Genomic DNA, 18,608 nt, shown 5'->3' on the forward strand with positions numbered 1-18,608 from the left:
GCTCCGTCCGGCCCCCGACGGGGGCGGCGGTACCCGACGCGGGGCCGGCGCGGTCCCCGTCGTTCAGATCGTCTTGTCGACACCGGTGAGGTGGGCGAAGACGACGATGTTCGCGTCGTAGCCGGACGCCCGCTCGTAGGCTCCGCCGCAGGTCAGCAGGCGCAGCTCGGGCCGGCCGGTGGAGCCGTACACCTCCTTGTCGGGGAAGGCCGACTTCCGGTAGGTGCGCACCTTGTCCACGGTGAAGACGGCGACCCGCCCGTCGGCACGGGCGACACGGACGGTGTTCCCGGGGCCGAGCGAGCCGAGGTCGAGGAAGACCGCCGGGCCGGTGAGGGTGTCCCGGTGGCCGACCATCACGGCCGTGCCGCGTTCGCCGGGCGCCGGGCCGCGCGCGTACCAGCCGACCTTCTCCGGGTCGTCGACCGGGGGCACGCCCAGCTGCCCCTTCCGGTCGAGCGCGAGGTCCAGGACGGGTGCCTCGATGGTGATCGCGGGCACGGCGAGGGCGGTGGGGCGCGAGCGGGAGAGCGGGGCGGGGGCCCGCGCCGGTTTCGCGGGCCGGGCGCCGGACGCCGGGGCGGGAGGGCGGGCCTCGCCGCCGCCGGCACGACTCCGGGCGCCGTCCTTCGGGTCGGCGCCCCGCCCGCCGCCGGCCGCCGGGGCGTCGGCGGCCGCGGGGACGGACTTGGCGTCGGCCCCGGCGACGGGCCGCCGGTCAGCGGGGTCTTCGTCCCCGCTCCACCACACGCCCCCGGCCATCAGGACCGCGGCCAGTGCCACGGTCCTGGCGAGCCGGAAGAGCCGTCGTCGCCGGCGCGTGAGACGGGCCTTACGCCGCGCCATTGCTGCGGCGGCGCGAACGGCGGATCAGCACCACGCCGGCGAGGCCCGCGAGGCCGGCGGCGGCGGCCGCGCCGGCGCCGAAGGCCGAGGACTCCTCCTCGGCGGCGAGCTGGGCGACGCCACCGCCACCGGCGCCGACCGGGCCGTGCGGGGGCTTGTGGTGGCCGTTGCCACCGTTGTGGTGACCGCCGTTGCCGTTCGGCGGGTTGGTGAAGTGGTCGCAGTCGACCTTGAAGACCTTGCTCTTCTTGGCGCCCATCTGGCCCGTCCAGGTCCACTCGACCTTGTACATGCCGTCGGGGAGCTCGATGTCCGGGGTGTAGCCGTTGCCGGTGGGGTCGACCATGATCGCCCCGCTCTTGACCGTGCCGCCCTTGGGGGGCTGGGGCGCGATCGTCCAGTTGAGCGTCTGCAGGCCGTCGAAGCCGAGGGCCGCGATGTAGAACGTGCAGACCCTGGGCTCGTTGCGCTGGTCGGTCTCCGACGTCCGCGGCGGCTCGTCGGCGCGGCCGGCGTGGTGGATCTTGACGTCGCCGTTGTCACCGGGGGCGGCGTAAGCGGCCGGCATGCCCGCGAAGGCCAGGCCGCCGAGGACGGCGGTGGCGGCGGCGGTGCCGACGAGGGGACGGAAGGTACGGACAGTCATGCGGGTTCCTCCAGGAAGAGCACGGTCGGTAATCTTTGGAGATAATCCGACTATCCGTCACAAACCGTGCACACGCGGTAGCGACATGCTCGCGCCGCGCCGACATCGCCCGTCCGGCTCAGACGATCCCGAAGAGGACCGCCGCCGCGAGGACGACCAGCGAGGTGAGGGCGGCCCACTTCACGGTGAAGCGGGTGTGGTCGCCGAACTCCACCTTCGCCATGCCGACCAGCACGTACACCGCCGGGACCAGCGGGCTCGACATGTGCAGCGCCTGGCCTGCGAGCGAGGCGCGGGCGATCTCCAGCGGGGAGACGCCGTGCGCGGCACCGGCCTCGGCGAGGACGGGCAGGACGCCGAAGTAGAAGCCGTCGTTCGACATGAAATAGGTGAGTGGCAGGCTCAGCAGGCCGGTGACCAGCGCCATGTGCGGCCCCATCGCGTCCGGGATCGCGCCGACCAGCCAGTCGGCCATGTGCTTGACCATGCCCGTGCCGGTGAGGACACCGGTGAAGACGGCGGCGGCGAAGACCATGCCGGAGACGTTGAGGACGTTGTCCGCGTGGGCGGCCAGGCGCTCCTTCTGTTCGGCGGGGCGCGGGTAGTTCACGGTGAGGGCGAGCGCGGCGCCGATGAGGAAGAGGACCGGGATCGGCAGCAGTTCGAGGATCATCGCGGTGAGCAGGCCGACGGTGAGCGCGGCGTTGAACCAGTACAGCCCGGGCCGGAGCGTGGCCCGGTTCGGGTCGAGGCCCTGGAAGCCGGGCGCTCCGGCGTCCCCGGCCGCCGCGCCGGCGCCCTTCTCGGCCGGGACGTCGCCGGCCGCCCCGCCGGTCCGTCGCGCCGCGCCGCCCCCGACCTTTCCGCCGCCCGAGCCCACGAGGACGGTCTCGTCGGCGGTCTCGGGCGCGAGGGCCTGGTCGAGGGTGAGGTAGCCGATCCGCTTCCGCTCGCGGCGGCCGAGGACGTACGCGAGGGCGATCACGAAGAGCAGGCCGACGGCGAGGGCCGGGATCATCGGGACGAAGATGTCGCCGGCGTCGAGCTTGAGCGCGGTCGCGGCGCGGGCGGTGGGGCCGCCCCAGGGCAGGGTGTTCATCACGCCGTTGGCCGTGGCCGCCACTCCGGTGAGGACGACGAGGCTCATGCCGAGCCGCTTGTAGAGCGGGTACATCGCCGAAACGGTGATCATGAAGGTGGTGGAGCCGTCGCCGTCGAGGGAGACGATCGCGGCCAGCGCCGCCGTACCGACGACCACCCGGACCGGGTCGGCCTTGCAGAAGCGCAGGATGGCCCGGACGATCGGGTCGAAGAGGCCGACGTCGATCATGACGCCGAAGTAGACGATCGCGAACATCAGCATCGCCGCGGTCGGGGCCAGCTTGCCCACGCCGTCGATGACGTAGTCGCCGAGCTGCGCGCCCTGCCCGACCGCGACGCAGAACAGGGCGGGGATCAGGACGAGCGCCGCGATCGGCGACATCTTCTTCATCATGATCAGGACCAGGAAGGTCGCGATCATGGCGAAGCCGAGGACGGTCAGCATGGAGGCACCTCACGTTCACCGTTGAACAGCCGCCGAGCGGCGGTCCGGATGACCGTAGGTGCCCCCTTCCGGCCTCAACAAGGGGTCGGCCCGTGAGCAATACGAGCAAAACCCCAGGTCACAGCGGCCTCCTCAGTCCAGCGGGGTCACCTCGACCCGGAAGCCGTTGAGGACGGCGGTGCCGGAGAGCGGGTCGAGGAGGGAGCCGTCGAGGAGCTGGTTGACGTTGACGCCGGGCCGGGCGGCGGCCACGGTCAGCCGGGTGCCGGGGCGGTCGTGGCCCCAGCCGTGCGGCAGGCTGACGACCCCGGGCCGCACCGCGCCGGTGACCTCGACCTCCGCCGTCAGCTCGCCGCCCGCGCCCTTGATCCTGGCGGGGGCGCCGTCGGCGAGCCGCAGCCGGGCGGCGTCGTCCGGGTGCACCTGGAGGGTGCAGCGGTTCGAACCCCCGTTGAGGGCCGGGGTGTTGTGCAGCCAGCTGTTGTTGGACCGCAGGTGGCGGCGGCCGACCAGCCGGAGGACGCCCGGCTCCGGTGCGGCGGCGAGGGCGGCGCGCAGCCGGGGCAGGTCGGCGGCGATCGGGGCCGGGAGGAGTTCGATCCGGCCGCTGCGGGTCTTCAGCACCTCGTCCAGGCGGGGCTTGAGCGGGCCGAGGTCGATGCCGTGCGGCCGGGCCTTCAGCTCGTCGAGCGTGAGCCCGTACGGACCGAGGCGCAGCATCAGGTCGAGCCGCCGCTCGGCCCCGCTCTCCCCGGTGAGCCCGGCGGCGAACTCCTTGGGGTCGGCGCCGTACGCGGGCGAGTACGGCTGGGTGACGGCCTTGGCGAGGACGGTGTCGACGGCGAGGTCGTCGACGGCGGAGGGCGGCGCCCCGTGCATGCCGGACGCGGCGAGGACCAGCCGGGCGTGGATCTCGCACTCGTCCATCCCGCCGGGCTCCAGGGGGACGGCGGCCGGGGTGTAGCGGACCTGGTCGCGGACGGCGAAGCCGTTGAGGGCGAAGTCGAAGTGGGCGCTCTGGGAGGGCGGCGGCGGGGGCAGCAGGACGTCGGCGTGGCGGGTGGTCTCGTTGAGGTAGGGGTCGACGCAGACCATCAGGTCGAGGGTGCCGAGGGCCGCGTCGAGCCGGAGTCCGTCGGGGGCGGAGAGGACGGGGTTGGCGGCGATGGTGATCAGGGCCCGGATACGGCCCTCTCCCGGGGCGTCCGTCCCCGGCGTGTCGATCTCCTCGGCGAGGGCGGCGAGCGGGAACTCCCCCTTGACCTCGGGGTGTCCGGAGACGCGGCTGTGCCGGCGGCCGAGGAGGAAGCCGCGGCCGGGGCCGGCGGGGCGGGGCGCGGGGGCGGTGGCGGAGCGGGGGAAGAGGACCCCGCCGGGCCGGTCGAGGTTGCCGGTGAGGACGTTGAGGACGTCGACGAGCCAGTTGGCGAGGGTGCCGTGGGCCACGGTGGAGCTGCCCATCCGCCCGTAGACGGCGGCGGTGGGCGCGGCGGCGAGCTCCCGGGCGACGGCGCGGATCGTGCCGGGGTCGAGCTCGCAGGCGGGTGCGACGGCCTCGGGGGTGAACTCCCTCACGGCGTCCCGGACCTGGTCGGCGCCCTCGGTGCGGCCGGCGAGCGGGCCGGGGTCGGCGAGGTCCTCGGCGAAGAGGGTGTGGACCAGGGCGGCGAGGAGGAGGGCGTCGGTCCCGGGCCGGGGGGCGAGGTGGCGGTCGGCGAGGCGGGCGGTGCGGGTGCGGCGGGGGTCGACGACGGTGAGGGTGCCGCCGCGCCGGCGCAGCGCGGTGAGGCGCCCGGGGAAGTCGGGGGCGGTGCACAGGCTTCCGTTGGAGTCCAGCGGGTTGGCCCCGACGATCAGGAGGTGGTCGGTGCGGTCCAGGTCGGGCACGGGGATGGCGAAGGGGTCGCCGAAGAGGAGGCCGGCGGCGACGTGCTTGGGCATCTGGTCGAGCGTGGAGGCGGTGAAGAGCCTGCTCGTGCCCGTGGCGCGGAGGAGGAGCGGCGGGTAGAGCGCCCCGGCCATCGTGTGCACGTTGGGGTTGCCGAGGACGATACCCAGGGCGTCGGGGCCGTAATCCTCGATCAGCGGCCGGAGTCTCGCGGCGATCGTGTCGAAGGCCTCTTCCCAGCTCGCTTCCCGGAGCCGGCCGTCCTCGCGGACGAGCGGGACGCGCAGCCGGTCCGGGTCGCCGTCGATCTGGGGGAAGGCGGCGCCCTTCGGGCAGACGAAGCCCCTGCTGAAGATGTCGTCGCGGTCCCCGCGGGCGCCGGTGACCCGGCTGCCGTCGAGGGTCAGGACGAGTCCGCAGGTCGCTTCGCAGAGCGGGCAGATGCGCGGGGCGGTGGGCATGACGACTCCCGTGGGCGGTGGCGGGACGGCGGCTCGCGGCGAGCATACCGACCGGTAGGCACGGTGGGGAGGGGAACGACGGACCGGGATGCGACGGCACGGGAGGGGCGGGGAGCACGCCCTCGGCGAGAGACGGGGTCCGGGCAGGAGGGCGCGCCCGCGGTCAGGCGGCGAGCGAGGGGGCAAGGTAGGCGTGCAGCAGCAGCCGCGTCTCGGCGATGAGCGCCGGGTCGCCCCCGGGGGCGGCGCGGAAGGCGAGGCGGACCAGGGTGTCGGCGGTCTCGACGCCGACGAGCACCTTGCGGCGCAGGGTCTCGTCGGCGGCGCGGCCGAGATGGATGGCGAGGAGTTCGCAGATCCGCTCGGCGACCAGGCCGTTGGGGTCCTCGGCGGTCCCTCCCCCGCCCTCCTCGGGCCCGGGGACGCCGAAGTCGACGAGGGCGAAGCCGGGGACGCTCCGCTTCATCGCGATGAACTCGTCGAGGACGCCGTCGATCGCGGAGTGCGCGTCGAGGGCGGGCGTCCGCTCGAAACGGGTGGAGATCCGCTCGGCGTACCGGTCGAGGTTGCGGTGGGCGAGGGCGGCGACCATGGCCCGCTTGTTGCCGAAGAAGCGGTAGACCGAGCCGATCGGGACGCCGGCGCGGACGGCGACGGCCCGGGTGCTCAGCTGTTCGTAGCCGGTCTCGTCGAGGAGGCCCGCGCAGGCGTCGAGGATGCGGGCGAGCCGCTCGGCGCTGCGCTGCTGGACGGGCGTGCGGCGGAGTGCGGGGGGCGCGTCGTGCGGGCTGGTCTGGGGCACGGGGTCCATGATGCCGCTCCGATCCTGTTCAGGCGATGAGCAGTCCGATGCCGCCGAGGGTGTACGCGATCATCAGCGCGAAGAGCGGGAGTTGGCCGACGACGGCGCGGGCGGGCGGGAAGAGGCGGACGGACCGGTCGTGGGCGGCGACGACGCCGAGGACGTGACCGGTGACGATCGCGGCGATCTGGAGGACGGCGAGGCCCGCGGGACCCAGGGGTGGAGCGGGCGAGGGGGCGTTGTCAGTGCCCGCTGCCATCATGACGGTACGTGGTCCTTCGACCACGAGGAGTGAGAAGTAGTGGGCGGTGAGATAGCCGAGCGCGATGGGCAGCAGTGAGTGGGCGAAGGAGGTGAGGGGCGTGGTGAGTCCGCGGTTCAGCAGCCGGAGGGTGCCGGCGCAGAGCCCGTAGCAGGCGGCGGCGAGGGCGACGGCGGCGAGGAGGCCGAGGGTCGCGGTGGTGGTGGGGCCGAGGGAGGAGGTCTGGAGGGTGGTGATCCAGCGGGGGTTGTCGGAGACGCCGTCGTAGGCGGTGGTGCCGAGGAGGACGCAGACGGCGGCGGCGAGCCCGGGGGTCTCGGGGGTGGAGTCGAGGCCGTTGAAGGGGGAGCGGAGGACGAGCCGGCCGTCGGCGCGGCGGCCGAGCGGGGAGAGGCGGGCGAGGAGGGAGGAGTAGGCCTCGAAGGGGTCGGCGTGGGCGAACCAGTCGGCGCCGTGGCGGGCGGCGCCGAGGAGCTGGACGGCGAGATAGAGGGCGAGGGCGGTGAGGAGGACGGGGCGGGAGGTGTTGTCGGGGGCGACGAGTTCAAGCCAGGCGAAGAGGAGGAGTCCGGCGGCGGCGGGGCGGATGCCGACGGCGGCGGGGACGGGCCGCGGGGCGCGGGGCGGCCGGAGGGAGAGGAGGGCGCGCAGCGGGTTGAGGAGGCGCCAGGCGGGGCCGAGGAGGAGGGAGGCGGGGACGAGCCCGACCCAGAGGAGGACGTAGAGGGCGCCGGGGGCGGGATTGCGGTCGGGGTCGTCGGGGCCGAGGAGGAGGTGGGCGAGGAAGAACAGGGCGAGCGCGGCACCGAGGAGGCGGAGGGCGGTGCGGGTGGCGGGGGCGTCGGCGAGGCGCTGGAGGGCGGCGGGCAGGGGTCGGCCGGCACGGTCGCCGCGGAAGCGGGAGGCGGACCAGAGGAGGGCGAGGCCCAGGAAGGAGACGAGCAGGGCGGTGAAGGCGCCGGCGTACGCGTAGAAGGGGGAGAGCGGCAGGTCGTGCTGGGCCCCGACGCCGTGGGCGAGCGGCAGCGGCGGGGACGGGGGCAGGGACAGGGAGGGGGGTGCACCGGCCGTCATCGGACGACCAGTTGGGTGAGCACGAGTCCGGACTCGTGGGTCTCCACCTCGAAGAGGCCGGTGCGGTCGGCGGTCAGAGCGAGGGTGGCCGGGGTGCCGGGGGCGAGGGCCGCCTCGCGGTCGTAGCCGTGGACGTGCACGGTGTCGGCGCGGTCGGAGGTGACGCGCAGGGTGATCCGCTCGCCCTTCCTCAGTTCGACGCGGGAGGGAGCCGGGGTGACGGTCGAGCCGGTGACGCGGATGTCGAGGGTGCGACCGGCGGGGGTGGAGGCCGGGTCGGGGTCGACGGTGGACGAGGACGTGGCCGGAGGGGACGGGGGCGTGGAGGGGGAAGCGGGGGTGGAGTCGGGGGCGGTGGCAGGAGCGAGGGGGAGGGTGGTCTGGACGGGGGCGCCGGCGACGGACCAGGCCGTGTGGTCGTCGGCGTAGAGGCGGACGGTGAGGGTGCGGGCGCCGGGCGGGACGTGGAACCAGGGGCCGTACGCGCGGGCGGTCTCGCGGCCGTCGACGAGGAGGCGGGCGTGGCCGCGGCCGGCGAGGGCGCCGCCGCCGGTGGACTCGGGGGTGAAGCGGAACCTCTCCACGGTGAGGTGGACGTTCCAGCCGCCCTCGGTGTCCGGCCGCGCCTCGGCGCGGACGGTGGGCGCGTCGGCGGCCGGGAGGTCGCGGAGGCGGTGGCCGGAGTCGTCGCGGGCGGCGAGCAGGGTGCCGCCGGCGTCGGTGGCCTGCTCGTGGCCGGTGCCGGGCTTGTGGTGGGTGGTGGCCCGGCCGCCGCAGCCGGCGGCCAGGAGCAGGACGGCCGCGAGGGCGGCCGCCACGAGCGGGGCCGTACGGCGGCGGGGCGTGAGGCGGGGCATGGAGCGGCCGGGCACGGGACGAGCGGACACGGGGCGAGCGGACACGGGGCGGCGGGCCGTACGGCGGCGGGCGGCGGGGCGGCTCATGCGGCGGCCGCCTCGGGGTGGCCCTGCGACGGGCGGTCGGGGGTGTCCGTGGGGTCGGCGGGGCCGGTGGGGCCGGGGGCCGGGCGGGTGCCGGCGGCGACGACGGCCCAGAGGACCCAGACGACGCCGAGGAGGAGACGGAGCCAGGCGGGGCCGAGGGGGATGCCGGGGATCATCAGGACCGCCTTGTCGAAGGCGTCGAGGAGGGTGAGGAGGCCGAGGGCGACCGTGGTCCAGGCGAAGACCGGGCGGGCGGGGCGCAGGAGGAGGCCGGTGACGGTCCACCAGGTGCCGGTGAGGAGGAGGGCGAGGGCGGGGACGTGGGTCGGGGTGAGGGCGAGGGTGGAGCCGGCGACGTCGAGGGCGAGTCCGGCGAGTCCGGTGAGGAGGGCGGCGGCGGCGAGGCGGCGGCCGCGCAGCCGGCGCCACCAGAGGGCGGTGCCGACGAGGGCCGGCAGGAGGGCGGCGGCGAGGGCGATCTGGGTCTCGACGCGCTCCAGGCCGCGGGCGCCGTACCAGTCGCAGCCGGCGGGCAGGCGCCGGGCCTGGACGCTGTAGTCGGCGCAGACGAGGAGCTGGGCGAGCTTGACGGGTTCGCCGACGAGCCGGGCGGTGGCGCCGGAGACCTCGCCGCGGGCGGTGCCGCAGGCGGGCAGGGTGCGGGGGCTGGAGGCGCCGGTGTCGTCCTGCCAGCAGTTCCCGCGGCCCTGGCCGTCCCACCAGACGTCGGTGCGGTTGGGACGGGGGTTGCCGGCCTTGTCGGTGCCGAGGCGGTTGTTCGCGTAGCGGTTGTGATGGGAGGTGTCGGTCTGCTTGGCCCAGGCGGATTCGCCGCGGATGAAGGCGGGAACGGCGTTGAGGTAGAAGCCGGTCCGGTCGTGGCCGTAGATCCAGTTGTCCTCGTAGAGGTTCCAGTTGCCGCCGGCGGTGATGATGCCGGTGCCGGGCGGCATGGAGATCTGGGGGCAGACGACGCCGTTCTCGTAGCCGCGCTCGGCGGGCGGCTTCGCGCAGGTGCCGTCGGCGACGTGCCGGTAGTAGTCCTCGTTGTTGTCGTGGATCAGGTTGCGCTCGAAGCGGGCGTGGTTCTGCGGGAGTCCGGGGTGGCCGGGGAAGGCGGAGTCCATGGAGGCGCCGCCCATGTTGTGGTCGAACTCGTTGTCGTGGACCAGGACGGAGTCCCCGGCGGTGCCGGAGTAGCCGACCATGTTGTGGTGGCTGCGGCAGCCGGTGATCTCGATGGAGTAGCGGGGGACGTCGTAGCCGCGGCCGTCGTTGATGTCCGAGGCCGAGCCGGGGTAGATGCCGGAGTCGCCGTTGCCGTAGGACTCGCAGTTCTTGTAGAGGCCGTGGTCGGAGGCGAAGGTGAGGAAGCCGTACTCGTCGTTCCAGCGGGTCAGGACGTCGTCGATGACGAAGCCGTCGGCGGCGAGGACGTACAGCGAGTTGAAGGTGGTGCGCTGGGCGGTGAAGTTGCGGAAGTAGATCCCGTCGGACTTGTCGGCGCGGATCGCGTTGAGCTTGGCGTACTTGGCGTCGACGACGACGTCGAGGCGGGAGGCGCCGGTGCCCTCGATCTGGAGGTCCTTCTTGCCCAGGATCGCGACGAGGTTCTGGTTGTGCGGGCACCGGGCCTGCTGCTCGTAGCTGAGGATCTGGTAGCCGAAGGAGGACGTGGGGGCCTCCAGGGAGGCGCAGGCGCCGGTGGGGGCCGGGAGCGAGGGCTCCTCCTCGTACAGGCCGGGGAGGATCGCGATGTTCATCCCGGGCCGGTCGACGGCGTCGACGGCCTGCTGGAGGTGGCGGTGGCCGGAGCGGACGCAGCGGGCGAAGAGCTCCTGGTTGCGGGCCTTGAGGCCGGCGGGGAAGGCGGCGATCCGGCGTTCGAAGTCGGCCCGGTCCGTCTTGCAGACGAGGAGGTCGGGCTCGCCCGCACGGTGCCGGGGCACGCTGCCGGAGCCGTCGGGGAAGGTGACGGGCCGCTCCTCGTGCGCCTGGGCGCCGGGGGCGGTGAGCAGGGCCGCGGCGAGCACCGCGAGCACGACCGAGAGCACGGAGACGAACCTTCGGGTCCACGACATGGCGGGAGAGTAGAGCATTGTTCATCTTTTTGACCCCACCGTGCGGGGACGGATCGCGAGGACCGGTCCGTCCGCCCCGTTGACGGGAGCGACGAGGAATCCTACGGTCATCCATAGGATTCCTTTCAGGACAGGAGCGGGCGATGACGACCGAGCAGGCCAGGAAGACGGCCGAGGCGATCGGCTACAGCACCGGATTCGGCAACGAGCACGGTTCGGAGGCGCTCCCCGGCGCCCTTCCGGAGGGCCGCAACTCGCCGCAGCGCGCCCCGCTCGGGCTCTACGCGGAGCAGCTCAGCGGCAGCGCGTTCACCGAGCCGCGGGCGCACAACCGCCGCTCGTGGCTCTACCGGATCCGCCCCTCGGCGGCCCATCCGCCGTTCGTCCGGACCGACAACGGCGCCGTGCGCACCGCGCCCTTCGCCGAGACCGTGGCCGACCCCAACCGGCTGCGCTGGAACCCGCTGCCGGACCCGGCGCCGGGCACCGACTGGCTGGCCGGCCTGTGGACCCTCGGCGGCAACGGCGACGCGACCCAGCGCACCGGCATGGCCGTGCACCTCTACCACGCCAACGCCTCCATGGAGCGGGTCTTCGGCGACTCCGACGGCGAGCTGCTGATCGTCCCCGAGCGCGGCGGCCTCCTCCTGCGCACCGAGCTGGGCCTGCTGGCCGCCCGCCCCGGCGAGGTGGCGCTGATCCCGCGCGGGGTCCGCTTCCGCGTCGAACTGCTCGACGAGACCGCGCGCGGCTACGTCTGCGAGAACTACGGCGCCCCCTTCCAGCTCCCCGACCTCGGTCCGATCGGCGCCAACGGCCTCGCCAACGCCCGGGACTTCCGCGCCCCGCTCGCCGCCTACGAGGACGTCGAGGGCCCGGTCGAGGTGGTCAACAAGTTCTGCGGCAACCTCTGGACGGCGACGTACGGCCACTCCCCGCTCGACGTCGTCGCCTGGCACGGCAACCACACCCCGTACGTCTACGACCTGCGCCGCTTCAACGTCATCGGGACGATCTCCTACGACCACCCCGACCCGTCGATCTTCACCGTGCTCACCTCGCCGTCCGACACCCCCGGCCTGGCGGGCGTCGACTTCGTGGTCTTCGCCCCGCGCTGGCTGGTCGGCGAGGACACCTTCCGGCCGCCGTACTTCCACCGGAACGTGATGAGCGAGTACATGGGCCTGATCGAGGGCGCGTACGACGCCAAGGCCGAGGGCTTCGTCCCGGGCGGCGGCTCGCTGCACAACATGATGTCCGCGCACGGCCCCGACCGGGAGACCTTCGACAGGGCGAGCGCCGCCGAGCTGAAGCCGCAGAAGATCGACGACGGCCTGGCCTTCATGTTCGAGACCCGCTGGCCGGTGACGGCGACCGCGCAGGCCGCCGGCGCCGACCACCTGCAGCGGGGTTACGACGACGTGTGGCAGGGTCTGGAGCGTCACTTCCGGCCGTAGAGAACCCCGCTTCCCGGCCGTAGAGTCCGCTCAGCCGTCCCACCGCGCCGCCGTACGGAGAACGCCGTGACCGCCTTCGCCCCCGACTCGCTGGTCCTGAACCGCAAGCTCCCGCTGTGGTACCAGGTCTCGCAGTCCCTGCGCGCCTCCATACTGGGCCGCACGCCCGACGCCCCGCTGCGGCTGCCCACCGAGGAGCGGCTCGCCGCGCACTACGGCGTCAGCGTGCTGACCATGCGCCAGGCGCTGAAGGAGCTGGAGGAGGAGGGGCTGATCAGCCGGCACCGGCGGCGCGGCACCTTCATCGAGCCGGGCGCCCGGCGGTCCACCCCGCGCCGGCTGCTCGGCTCGATCGACGCGATCGTGGCCCAGCAGTCCGGCGAGCGGACCACGGTCCTCGGCCACGGCCCGGAGCCGGTGCCCGGCGAGCTCGCCGAGTACTTCCCGGACGTGGCCGAGGTCGCGACCTACCGCCGGCTGCGCTCCGACGGGGAGAGCGACGAGCCGACGAACTGGGCGGAGAACGCGGTCCGGCCCGAGTTCGCCACCGCGATCGACCCGGCGGACCTGGAGCGGTGGCCGATGACGAAGGTGCTGCGGGACGTCGTCGGGGTGCGGATCAGCCGGATCACCGACACGGTCGAGGCGCGGCTCGCCGACCCGGAGACGGCCGAACTCCTCAGGGTCCCGCTGCTCTCCCCGATCCTCCACTACACCGGCGTCACCTACGCCGAGGACGGCCGGGTCGTCGACGTCGCCCGCATCCGCTACCGCGGCGACCGCTTCTCCTTCACGGTGACGGTCGAGGCCCACTGACACCGGGAACCCCCGGGGCCGCCGGGCCCCTCGCGGTCGCCCGCCCCGGAACCTCTCGCGGTCGCCCGCCCCCGCCCCCTCGCGGACGCCCGCCCCCGACCGCCGCCGGCGCTGGCCCCGTACGGACGGCGCTCGTTAGCATGCGAAGCGTGACTCAGGCTCCGCGGCGGCAGGCACCCCCACCGGACGACGACGCGCCCCTGCTCGACGAGTTGATGCCGTGGGCGGTGGCGCCGCTGCGGTTCGGGCGGGCGTGGGTCGTCGCGCCCGATCCGCGGACGCTGCGCGGGCGGTGGGAGCGGCTGGTCGCCGCGGAGGGCGGGCAGCGGGAGGCGCTGTTCCGGCCGAGCCGGGCGCGGACGACGGGGACGGCGGTGGCGGCGCTGCCCGGACAGCGGACCGGGACCGGGCGGCTCGCCCGCGAGGCCGGGCCCTGCCCCGAGCCCGTGCGGGTGCTGACCGGGCCCTTCGACGAACAGTGGCTGCTGCCCGACCACCGGCTGCTCGACACCGCCCGGCCCGAGCTGTGGCGGGTGGCGGGCGGGCCTCAGGTCTTCGCCGTGGAGCAGGGGTACGTGCCGGGGGCGGCCGGGCCCCCGCTGCTGGTGACCGGCGCGCTGCCCGAGGGGCGTTCCCCGGCGGGCCGTCCGGGCCGCATCCGGCCGCTCTTCCGGCGTCCCGGCGGCCAGGAGCCGAACCTCGCGCCGGGACTGCTCGGCTTCCTCCGGGAGCGGTACGGGCGCGGGCGGCCGGTCGATCCGGTCCAGTGGCTCGCCTGGGCCGTCGCGGCCTCGGTCCCCTCCCCCGCCGGCTGCCGGGTGCCGCTCCCGGCCGGCCCGGAGGCGTGGGAGGCGGGCGTGGCGCTCGGCCGGGAGCTGGTGGACGTCCAGCTGCGGGGTGCGCTGACCGGGACGCGGCCGCGGCTGCCCGGCGGGCGGCGGCCCTATGTGCGGGCGGCGTTCCCGCCGCGCCCGGAGTCGCTCTCGTACGACTCCGGGGGCGAGGTGCTGGGCGTCGGCGGGGGCCTGGTCTCGCCGGTCCCCGAGGCGGCCTGGGAGTACCGGGTCGGCGGGGTGCGGGTGCTGGAGCAGTGGTTCGCCCGCCGGACCGCGCCGGCCGAGCCGGGTTCGCTGGAGGCGATCGGCCCGGCGGCCTGGCCGCAGGAGTGGACCTCCGAGCTCCTCGACCTGGTGACGGCGCTGGCCCTGCTCGGCGCGCGCGAGGCGGACCGCGCCCCCTTCACCGCCGGCGGCGGACCGGGCCGGGCGGCGCTGCGCGCGGCCGGGGTGCTGCCGGTGCCGGACGGGGCGCGCCGCCCCGCCTCGGTGCTCGACCACCAGGAGGAGGGCCCGGGGGGCCAGTTCACGCTGGTGTGACGGACTCCCCGGCCGGTCCGGCGGCAGCGGCGAGGGAGCCGAGCAGCCGGGTGGGGGCCGTCGCGCAGCCCTCCTCCGGGTCGGCGGGGGCGGCGGGCCGGCTCGGCGGCGCCACCTTCGCGCTGGCGCTGCTGCCGGACGCGCACGTCCCCACCGACGGCGGGCCGGGCCGGCTGCGGACGCTCGCCGAGTGGAACCCGGTCTCCGCCGTCGCCACCGCCGTGCGGGCGCTCTTCGGCCACGCGCCCGTGCCGGCCGGTGCCGCCCGGCCGGTGGCGGACCCGCCGCTGCGGTCCCCCGGCCTGATCGCGGTCCTCGCCCCGCTCGCCGTCCGCCGGTACGCGCGCCGCTGAAGCCGCCCGGCCGGCGGCGGCGTGATCCAGGTCCTGATGACAGCGGCCGCCCGGGCGCGGTAGGCAGACGGCATGAGCACTCAGCCACTCCCCCTGGACGGGATCACGGTCGTCTCCGTCGAGCAGGCCGTCGCCGCGCCCTTCGCCACCCGCCAGCTCGCCGACCTCGGCGCCCGGGTCGTCAAGATCGAGCGGCCCGACGGCGGCGACTTCGCCCGTGGCTACGACACGGCGGCCCGGGGGCTGGCCTCGCACTTCGTCTGGTGCAACCGCGGCAAGGAGTCGGTCGCCCTCGATCTCAAGGACCCGCGCGGACTCGCCCTGACCCGGCGGCTGGTGGCCGGCGCCGACGTCTTCGTGCAGAACCTCGCGCACGGCGCGGCGGCCCGGCTCGGCCTCGACGCGGCCACGCTCTGCGCCGCGCACCCGCGGCTGGTCGCCGTGGACGTCTCCGGGTACGGCCCCGACGGCCCGTACGCCCACCGGAGGGCGTACGACATGCTCGTCCAGTGCGAGACCGGGCTCGTGTCGGTCACCGGCACCCCCGGACAGCCCGTCAAGTCCGGCATCCCGGCCGCCGACATCGCGGCCGGGATGTACGCGTACGCGGGCGTCCTCGCCGCCCTCGTCCGGCGCGGCACGACGGGCCGGGGCGGGCCCGTGGAGGTGTCGCTGTTCGACGCGCTCGCGGAGTGGATGGGCCATCCCCTGCACCACGGGGCGCACGGGGGTACGGCCCCGGCGCGCACGGGGCTCGCGCATGCGGTGATCGCGCCCTACGACGCCTACCCGACGGCCGACGGCGGTCTGGTGCTGCTCTCGGTGCAGAACGACCGGGAGTGGCGGCGGCTCGCCGAGCGGGTGCTGGAGCGGCCGGAACTCGCCGACGACCCGGCCTTCGCGACCAACGCGGCGCGGGTGGCCGGCCGGGCGGCGACCGACGCGGCGGTCGGCACGGCCCTCGGCGCGCTGCCGGCGGCCGAGGCGGTGGCCCGGCTGGACGCGGCGGGGATCGCCTGCGCGCGGCTCAACTCGGTGGCGGAGCTGGTACGGCATCCGCAGCTGGCGGCGCGGGACCGCTGGCGTCCGGTGGACTCCCCCGCCGGCCCGCTCCCGTCCCTGCTCCCGCCGGTCGTCTTCCCGGACGGCCCGGAGGCCCCGATGGGACGGATCCCGGCGCTGGGCGGGTCCACGGACGCGGTCCTCGCGGAGCTGGGCGTGCCGGCGGCGGAGGTGAAGGAGCTGAGGGCGGCCGGTGTGATCGTCTGACCGAAACGCCCCGGGGGCGGGTACGACGAAGCGCCGGACGGGTGGGGACGCGTCCGGCGCTCTCGGCGTGCGGGTGGGTACGGGCGGCGGGCCGGGGCGGACGGCCGCGTCAGGGACGCGGATCCGACGCCCTGGGGCGCGCGGCGGGCGTCAGTGGCGCGAGCCGAAGAGGGTGCGGCGCAGGCGGCGGAGCGGGGCGAAGAGCGAGACGCGCGCGCGGTCGCCGTGCGGGCTCTGGACCGGCGCCTCGTGCCGGCGTGTCGTCAGTTCCCGCATGAGCAGCGTCGCCTCCGCCACCTCGCGCTGGGGCACGGCGGGACCGCCGAGCACCGCGAGATGGCGGTCGAGGCGCGAACTGGTCGCGCTGCTCCCGCAGGTGATGGCAGGCACACGCGGCCTGCTGCGCATCGTTATCTGTTCCATGTCACTCCCCACCCGTACGAGGGCACCCGGCCCGGGCAGGTTAACCCTATCGCCCCACGGTGACACGCGTGTATCCCGCCGACGGGATTCACAGCACTCGTACGGGGGTTGACGGTCACTCTACGAATCCATCTGATTCCAGGGCGACTTGGACAGGGTTCGAACACCTGCCGAACCGTCACCAACCATCCTGCACCCCGGCCCCCGGCCCGAGGCCCCGGAGGCCGGTGTGATCTACGCCACCGGACTCCGTACGGGTGGGTCGCCACCCGCGCGGACCGCGGCTACCGTGGCTCCATGACGCTGATCGCGGGCCGTTACCGGCTGCTCGACGCCCTCGCGGAGGGTGCTGCGGGGATCGTCTGGCGCGCCCGGGACGAGGCGCTCGGCCGCGAGGTGGCGGTCAAGGAGGTGCACGCCCCGCCGGGCACGCCCGAGGCGGAGGAGCGGCTGCTGTACGCGCGGGTCGAGCGCGAGGCGCGGGCCGCGTCGGCGATCTCCGGTCCGGGGGTGGCCGAGGTGTACGACGTGGTCGTGGAGCACGGCCGGCCGTGGATCGTGATGGAGCTGGTCCGCGGGCTGACGCTGGCGGAGACCCTGGAGGCCGGCGGGGCGCTGCCGGACCGGGAGGCGGCGCGGGTCGCGCTCGGGGTCCTGGCGGCGCTGCGGGCGGCCCGGGAGGCCGGCGTCCCCTATCACGCGCCGGGCCCGGACCGGGTGCTGCTGGCCAACGACGGGCGGGTGGTGGTCACCGGCGTGGCCACCGGGACCTCGGCGCCGGACGCGTCGCCGTCCGGCCCCGAGGAGGACCCGCGGTCGGTGGGCGCGCTGCTCGGCGCCATGGTCGCCGACCCCCGGTCGGGGCCGCTGGCGCCGGTGGTGGAGGGCCTGGCCGACCGGGACGCGGGGGTGCGCGCCGGGGCCGTACGGGAACTGGAGAAGGCGGCGGGAGCCGGGGAGCGGCCCCGGGGGGACGGGCCGGCCGGCGGGTCGGCGGAGCGCGCGCCGGGGCGCCCGGAGACCCGGGAGGGCGATCGGGAGCACCAGGGCCGGGGTGGTGTGCGCGGGGCGCGCACGGAGGAGCGCGCGGGGGCGGAGGAGCGCGCGGGGGCGGAGGAGCGCGCGGGGGCGGAGGGCCAGCGGGGGCCACGGCGGGGCACGGTGATCGCGGCCGGTGTCGCCGGGCTGCTGGTGATCGCGGGGGCGCTGGTCTGGCAGGCCGTCAGGGACGAAGGTCCGGGCGCCGGTCCGGGCGGGGGCGGGGCGTCGAGCACCGCTCCGGCCGTTCCCGGCGCCACGGGTACGGGTGCGGAGGTGGGGGGACCCGCCGCTACGCCGCGCTCCTGAAGCTCGGCAGGTAGCCGCCCGACTGGCCGGCGGCCGTCGGGTGGTAGGACTCGCCGATGTTGAGCCAGTTGACGCTGTGCAGCCAGGCCGAGCCGGAGCAGATCTCGTGTCCGGTGAAGGCCGGGACGACGCTGGCGAAGGCGAAGCCGTGGTCCGCCGCGCGCTTGGCGACGGCGGCGTTGAGGTGGTCGGAGGCGCCGTTGATGGCCGCCCGCTCGGTCTCGCTGAGGCCGGCGATGCAGCCGCCGCCCAGCTGGTAGAAGCGCGGGTAGCCGAGGACGACGACGCGGGCGGCCGGGGCCTTGGCGCGAATCGCGCCGTACACGGCGTCGAGCCGGGCCGGGAGGGTGGAGTCGACGTACCCCTTCGCCTGGTTCACCCGGTTGACGCACGTGGACTCCGACTGGAGCACACAGGTCGTCATGACGTCGGCGAAGCCGGCGTCGTTGCCGCCGATGGTGATCGAGACGAGGTCGGTGGCGGAGGAGAGCGGGCCGAGCTGCTTGCCGGTGACGTCGGTGGTGACGGCGCCGGAGCAGGCCGTGAAGGCGAAGGACGAGGGGGCGTTGGCGTTGGCCCAGAGGCGGGGGTAGGCCTTGGTGGAGCGCTTGCAGTCGCCGCTGGCGCTGTCGTAGCTGCCGGCGCCGACGCCGGAGGAGTAGGAGTCGCCGAGAGCGACGTAGTCGAGGGCGGCGGACTCGGCGGCCTGAGCGGCTCCCGCCCCGGTCAGGGCGAGGACGGAACCGAGCAGGAGCGAGGACGCGAAGGCCGCGAAGCGCGACAGTTTCATGGAACCTCCCTGTAGCAGGATCTCTGCGCTACCAGGAAGTAGCATCGGATCCGCCGCTGCGGAAGTGTTCATGTCAAAAGTGACCCTGGAGAGTGAGTGAACATCCCTCAGGAGCCAGCAGTTTTCGGCCACCTGAGGAACCGGAAGCTCCACTCCCGCATCCCGGTCGAACGCGATCACGACTCAGCCGTCCGGCTCCGCACAGGAGCACGACCGGGCCCCACCAC

Annotated in this window: 16 protein-coding genes; 6 read left to right on the top strand and 10 right to left on the bottom strand. The window is 75.2% G+C overall.

Annotated features, from left to right (window positions below; translation table 11 throughout):
• Positions 1 to 63 precede the first annotated feature (63 nt).
• From ACF1ED_RS31690 to ACF1ED_RS31725, 8 genes are all read right to left on the bottom strand, one after another.
• On the bottom strand, positions 64 to 777 hold the full coding sequence (locus ACF1ED_RS31690) for a class F sortase (protein ID WP_391766485.1): 714 nt from the start codon (positions 775 to 777) through the stop codon (positions 64 to 66).
• Between the two features lie 55 nt (positions 778 to 832).
• Entirely contained in the window at positions 833 to 1,492 is a 660-nt protein-coding gene (locus ACF1ED_RS31695; RefSeq protein WP_391766342.1) for a hypothetical protein, read from the bottom strand.
• Positions 1,493 to 1,610: 118 nt separating this feature from the next.
• Positions 1,611 to 3,038: a CitMHS family transporter gene (locus ACF1ED_RS31700; RefSeq protein WP_391766344.1), complete on the bottom strand. Its 1,428-nt coding sequence runs from the start codon at positions 3,036 to 3,038 to the stop codon at positions 1,611 to 1,613.
• A 132-nt stretch (positions 3,039 to 3,170) separates the two neighbouring features.
• Positions 3,171 to 5,387, bottom strand: coding sequence for a molybdopterin-dependent oxidoreductase (locus ACF1ED_RS31705; protein ID WP_391766346.1), 2,217 nt, complete (start codon positions 5,385 to 5,387; stop codon positions 3,171 to 3,173).
• Positions 5,388 to 5,550: 163 nt separating this feature from the next.
• Positions 5,551 to 6,198, bottom strand: coding sequence for a TetR/AcrR family transcriptional regulator (locus ACF1ED_RS31710; protein WP_391766348.1), 648 nt, complete (start codon positions 6,196 to 6,198; stop codon positions 5,551 to 5,553).
• Between the two features lie 19 nt (positions 6,199 to 6,217).
• Entirely contained in the window at positions 6,218 to 7,525 is a 1,308-nt protein-coding gene (locus ACF1ED_RS31715) for a hypothetical protein (RefSeq protein ID WP_391766350.1), read from the bottom strand.
• Entirely contained in the window at positions 7,522 to 8,382 is an 861-nt protein-coding gene (locus ACF1ED_RS31720; RefSeq protein ID WP_391766487.1) for a hypothetical protein, read from the bottom strand. Before ACF1ED_RS31720 ends, ACF1ED_RS31715 begins: the two co-directional genes overlap by 4 nt.
• An 83-nt stretch (positions 8,383 to 8,465) precedes the next feature.
• On the bottom strand, positions 8,466 to 10,550 hold the full coding sequence (locus ACF1ED_RS31725; protein WP_391766352.1) for a right-handed parallel beta-helix repeat-containing protein: 2,085 nt from the start codon (positions 10,548 to 10,550) through the stop codon (positions 8,466 to 8,468).
• Positions 10,551 to 10,693: 143 nt separating this feature from the next.
• Between ACF1ED_RS31725 and hmgA the strand changes: the two genes are divergently transcribed.
• The 5 genes from hmgA to ACF1ED_RS31750 all read left to right on the top strand — a co-directional run bounded on the left by hmgA (position 10,694) and on the right by ACF1ED_RS31750 (position 15,821).
• Positions 10,694 to 12,007: a homogentisate 1,2-dioxygenase gene (gene hmgA / locus ACF1ED_RS31730; protein WP_391766354.1), complete on the top strand. Its 1,314-nt coding sequence runs from the start codon at positions 10,694 to 10,696 to the stop codon at positions 12,005 to 12,007.
• 66 nt (positions 12,008 to 12,073) lie between these two features.
• Positions 12,074 to 12,823: a GntR family transcriptional regulator gene (locus ACF1ED_RS31735; RefSeq protein ID WP_391766356.1), complete on the top strand. Its 750-nt coding sequence runs from the start codon at positions 12,074 to 12,076 to the stop codon at positions 12,821 to 12,823.
• Between the two features lie 140 nt (positions 12,824 to 12,963).
• Positions 12,964 to 14,199, top strand: coding sequence for a type ISP restriction/modification enzyme (locus ACF1ED_RS31740; RefSeq protein WP_391766358.1), 1,236 nt, complete (start codon positions 12,964 to 12,966; stop codon positions 14,197 to 14,199).
• A gap of 50 nt (positions 14,200 to 14,249) precedes the next feature.
• Positions 14,250 to 14,552 (top strand): hypothetical protein, encoded by a 303-nt coding sequence (locus ACF1ED_RS31745; protein ID WP_391766359.1) that lies wholly within the window; start codon positions 14,250 to 14,252, stop codon positions 14,550 to 14,552.
• Positions 14,553 to 14,624: 72 nt separating this feature from the next.
• Positions 14,625 to 15,821 carry a CaiB/BaiF CoA transferase family protein gene (locus ACF1ED_RS31750; RefSeq protein ID WP_391766361.1) on the top strand — a complete coding sequence of 399 codons (1,197 nt, stop codon included), beginning with the start codon at positions 14,625 to 14,627 and terminating at the stop codon, positions 15,819 to 15,821.
• 150 nt (positions 15,822 to 15,971) lie between these two features.
• Here ACF1ED_RS31750 and ACF1ED_RS31755 read toward each other — a convergent pair whose 3' ends face one another.
• Positions 15,972 to 16,244 (bottom strand): hypothetical protein, encoded by a 273-nt coding sequence (locus ACF1ED_RS31755; RefSeq protein WP_391766363.1) that lies wholly within the window; start codon positions 16,242 to 16,244, stop codon positions 15,972 to 15,974.
• Positions 16,245 to 16,541: 297 nt separating this feature from the next.
• On the opposite strand from ACF1ED_RS31755, the gene ACF1ED_RS31760 reads away from it, so the two are divergent.
• Positions 16,542 to 17,591 (top strand): hypothetical protein, encoded by a 1,050-nt coding sequence (locus ACF1ED_RS31760; RefSeq protein WP_391766365.1) that lies wholly within the window; start codon positions 16,542 to 16,544, stop codon positions 17,589 to 17,591.
• On the opposite strand, the gene ACF1ED_RS31765 is transcribed toward ACF1ED_RS31760, so the two are convergent.
• Entirely contained in the window at positions 17,575 to 18,381 is an 807-nt protein-coding gene (locus ACF1ED_RS31765; protein ID WP_391766367.1) for an SGNH/GDSL hydrolase family protein, read from the bottom strand. The genes ACF1ED_RS31760 and ACF1ED_RS31765 overlap by 17 nt on opposite strands.
• Between the last annotated feature and the right edge of the window lie 227 nt (positions 18,382 to 18,608).

The organism is Streptomyces sp. NPDC014656 (assembly GCF_043084305.1).
Lineage (GTDB): Bacteria > Actinomycetota > Actinomycetes > Streptomycetales > Streptomycetaceae > Streptomyces.